This is a genomic window from Streptococcus henryi DSM 19005 (assembly GCF_000376985.1).
GTDB lineage: Bacteria > Bacillota > Bacilli > Lactobacillales > Streptococcaceae > Streptococcus > Streptococcus henryi.
The window spans coordinates 1-3706 of sequence record NZ_AQYA01000003.1; the positions used below are offsets into that span (position 1 = coordinate 1).

Annotated in this window: 4 protein-coding genes and 1 pseudogene; all 5 read right to left on the minus strand. The window is 53.8% G+C overall.

The window, feature by feature from the left end; genetic code table 11:
• A partial coding sequence (locus F601_RS0100040) for a hypothetical protein (protein WP_018163649.1) occupies window positions 1-822 on the minus strand: 822 nt, incomplete at its 3' end.
• A gap of 342 nt (window positions 823-1164) precedes the next feature.
• Complete coding sequence (locus F601_RS12990; protein ID WP_018163650.1) at window positions 1165-1329, minus strand: hypothetical protein; 165 nt, start codon at window positions 1327-1329, stop codon at window positions 1165-1167.
• 60 nt (window positions 1330-1389) lie between these two features.
• Window positions 1390-2631 carry a protein rep gene (locus F601_RS0100050; RefSeq protein ID WP_018163651.1) on the minus strand — a complete coding sequence of 414 codons (1242 nt, stop codon included), beginning with the start codon at window positions 2629-2631 and terminating at the stop codon, window positions 1390-1392.
• A gap of 524 nt (window positions 2632-3155) precedes the next feature.
• Window positions 3156-3359 carry a hypothetical protein gene (locus tag F601_RS0100055; protein ID WP_018163652.1) on the minus strand — a complete coding sequence of 68 codons (204 nt, stop codon included), beginning with the start codon at window positions 3357-3359 and terminating at the stop codon, window positions 3156-3158.
• 54 nt (window positions 3360-3413) lie between these two features.
• Window positions 3414-3706: pseudogene (locus tag F601_RS13345) on the minus strand (hypothetical protein); the annotation flags it as partial.

Here is a 3706-nt window from a genome sequence, read left to right on the forward strand (position 1 = left end):
CTGCTCCAGCAAATGCTGGGCGTAATCAGCTCGAAAGATGTGCTTGGGTATCTTGTGGCTGTTCGCTCCGTACAGGTTGAGCCGTTGGCTCTGATCCTGTATGTCGCTTGCCAGTTGCTCCGCCGTTAGGGCTGTCAGCCTTGACGTATCAACCTCAATGATGTGGCTACCGTGTAGAGCTTCCATGCGTTCCCGCAAGTCCTCTCTGCACTCTGCCAGTCTGAACTTACCGCCCTTACCAATCGTTTGGGCGTACAGCTTCCCCGTGACTTCATCACGGACAAAGCTGTGCTGGGTCAGCTCGTTCAGCTCACGGTCACGCAACCCGAATGCCCTCATGGTGTCGAACGTGTCACGGTATCGGTCATAAGTCGCTGGGTTGCGCTCCACCCACTCGCTAGCCGTCAAGGGCTTGTAACCATCTTGAGCGCCTCGCTTACCTTCTATAGGTAGCTTCCTCATCTCCATCTGCTTCCAATCGTGCCCAGCTTCACCCATCACACGATTGATTGAGGTAAGGTAGCCCTTGAGTGTCTTGTGGGTTGCTCCACCTCCATCACGTCCGCCATGGGTCGCTTTGAACTGCAGAAACTCTGTGACTGTCTCGGGCTGAACCTGCTTCAAGTTCTTCACCCCCTGGGCATGTGCCCACTCGGCAAATTGCCCCCAAGCTCGCTCGTGAGCAATCAAGCTCCTATCGGCGTAAATCTTCCCAGCGGTCTCTCCGTTGAGTTTGTCTTGATGACGTGATGACCCACGTCCTCGGTCTCTCATCTCCTTGAGCATTCTCTGCCCACTCGCCAGCAGTCTGTTCTTCGCCATGATGTCCTCCGTATCTTGTTAAACCTGTTGCGACTTAGGTCGGGGCACCCCCCTAGACAATTTGGTTTCAGCTTCCGCTGTGGCACTTAGCTTGTGCCGAGTTGTCGCTATTGGAGTAGTTCATGAGCCTATCGGCTCATCTCTGACCGCCGAAGCGGTCAGTGGCGTTTCGAACCGCAAAACGCCAGATGGTGCACGGTTGAGCCCGCGCACTGTCTGTTCCCCCTTTCGGGTCGAACATACAGATGCGCCGAAGCGCTTGATTTCCTGTCCTCCTTCTTGATGTCAGCACGTGCTGATGTTTGATGATGTGTGTAGTCGTCTCCTTCTTTGGTAATGCCTCTAGGCTGTTTGATATTTCCCCCCAATCATACAGAAAGGGGCTACCCCGCAAGGTAGCCCCACTTTGTCCGCTGTCGCTTTTATCCCTCCCTTGGTGCTTGAACCGCAAGTAACCTGTGACGTTAGTTCTTGGTCTGTCGCTTGGTCGAACTTCGTTCTGACCAACCGCCCTCCTCAAGTCTAACCTGTCACAGCTTACGGTCAAGCAGTCGTGAGCATAACCGCTCACAGCTCGGCAATCCTATCCCGCACCCAGCGCAAGGTCTCCAAGCCTCGGAGCTTGGCTTTCAGCTTGCTTCTCTTGTTGCTGTTTCTCCTCCTCTTGGTCTTGTCGGTCAATCGCCCGAACTCATTCAAGAGGTAGGCAATCTTCCGCTCGGTCGCTCTCATATCGTCCTCGAGTTTTGACGGGTCACGCAACTTGAAGCGCTTGGCTAGCAACTCCCGCTCTTGAGCGGTCAGCTCGTGAAACTCCAACTGGTATGCGCTCTTGTTCCAATCAAGCAGAGCCTTGTCCGTGTAGTCCTCTGCATTTAGAGACGACCTGTTGTCGCCCCACAGCATGTCAAAAATGCCGTAGCGGTCAACCCTGTGGGCGTTTCGGAACATCTCGGCAGTTGATGAGTATCTCAACACCTTGCGACCATGTAGCCCTTTGACGAACCCAGCGAACACTTCCCCTGTTGCGTTGTATTCCGAAGCCTTGGCAACATACTTCCCGACCTCAAGCGCTGCTGCTTCGTTGCTGTCAGCAATCCCCTTGCGTCGGTTTGCACGTGTTCTCCTTATATCGACCTGTGTTATCCGTGGGTCACCTGTGACCTCACGCCAAGCCGTCAGCAAGTCCTCCCGCTCAATGAACCCCTTGCGCTTCTTGTAGTAGTTCTTACCTACGAACATCAGCACGTGTAAGTGTGGGTGGTAACCATGCTCCTCGTTGTAAGTGACCTCTAGCTTAGTGATTGCGCCCTTAGATACATCTGTGAACATCTCCCGCCTCATCAGCCTGTCATAGGCGTTGTTCAGTTCGTCAATCTTGCGACCTAGGTCATGACCACTTACAATCGTTAGCGTGATGAAAACCGTGTCCACGTTGTTCAATCGAGCCATTGCCTTGGCTACGTCCAACAGCTCCCGAGTGTCTCGGCGTGCCTTGTTACGGGCACAGATTAAGCAGAACTTGTCCTTACACGTCTCCGTGTACAGCAGTGCTTTCTTGTCACGTTCGCCATTCACGGCGTACTTGACCAAGTTCGCACACTTCCGAATACGTGCCAGCTTCTTCTCGCTTACGTCCAGCAACTCCATATCTTTCGCCTCCCTGTACCTCTTTGCGGTCTCAAGGTTCGCACGCTTGCCCTCGTTGTCGTCCTCGAAAAGCCTGCGAATATGTGCCTCTCGGTCATGTTGCAGTAAGTCCGCAAGAACTTCGGCAGCGGTCTTGGCTTGCTCGTTTGTCTCAGGCATATCAAAAGCCCTCCTCTTCTGTTGTCGCTTGCATACTCACGACCAGAAGCTGGGGGCTTGACTTGTTATCAATCTCATGCTACAATTGGTTCGTAAGTATGCAACAGACCGTTGAGCGCTCCACGACCAAATGAGGCGCTCGGCGGTCTTTCCGTTTCATGAACCAATTGTAGCACACAATCTGCGCCCCCGCAAGTCAAACTTGCGCCCCCGAGAACAACCTCCAGTCTTGCTGAGAGCAACCTCCGGTGTGGTCTAAAGGCGCATGGTTGAGCGGTTTCGCCTCCTGTTGGAATAGTTTCGCCTCCTGTTAGTTTGGCGTAAGGTTGCCGAGAGCAACCTTACTTAGTATCAAGATAGAAGCAAGGGGGTCTCCGACCCCCTTTTTTGCGACCCGCTGGGTCGCTCGCTTCCATCTTGGTTAGGTGGTTGATGTTCGGGCTTGCGCCCGTTGGGCTGTGCTTCCAACCTCAATCCATTCAAAAGAGCCTTGGCTTGCGCCTCGGCTCTTTTGTCATCTACCCCTACTCTCCGTACTTCTCGTAGTAGTAGGACTTGATAGCGTCGTAGGCTTCCCCATAAACCCAGTCATGGTCGAACCCTAGAGCGTACAGCGTGGCACGGATTGCCTTGAGCCAGTCCGTGTTCACTCCATCACGTTTAGACCACGCTTCGCTCCTGTCCGTCTTTGCCACGAACTCCCGCAACGCTTCGTCTGTCATCTTCATTGGTCTCCCTCTTTCTAGCCCGTAGGCGCTTGGTTTCCATCTCATCATACCACGTCACAGGTACTTCAGCAACACGTCAAGACGATTGTGCCCGAGCGCTCGGCTAACCTCAAGGAACGCTTGGGCGTTCCCCTCGTATCGCCCGATTCTCGTTGAACAGTTTCCCCATTCGCTCTTGGGTATCTTGTCCAGCGCTGAATAGTTGACCCTTGTTGTGGTCGCTGGTCTCGTCTGCCTAGCTTCCGCCAGCTTCTGCTCCAGCAAATGCTGGGCGTAATCAGCTCGAAAGATGTGCTTGGGTATCTTGTGGCTGTTCGCTCCGTACAGGTTGAGCCGTTGGCTCTGAT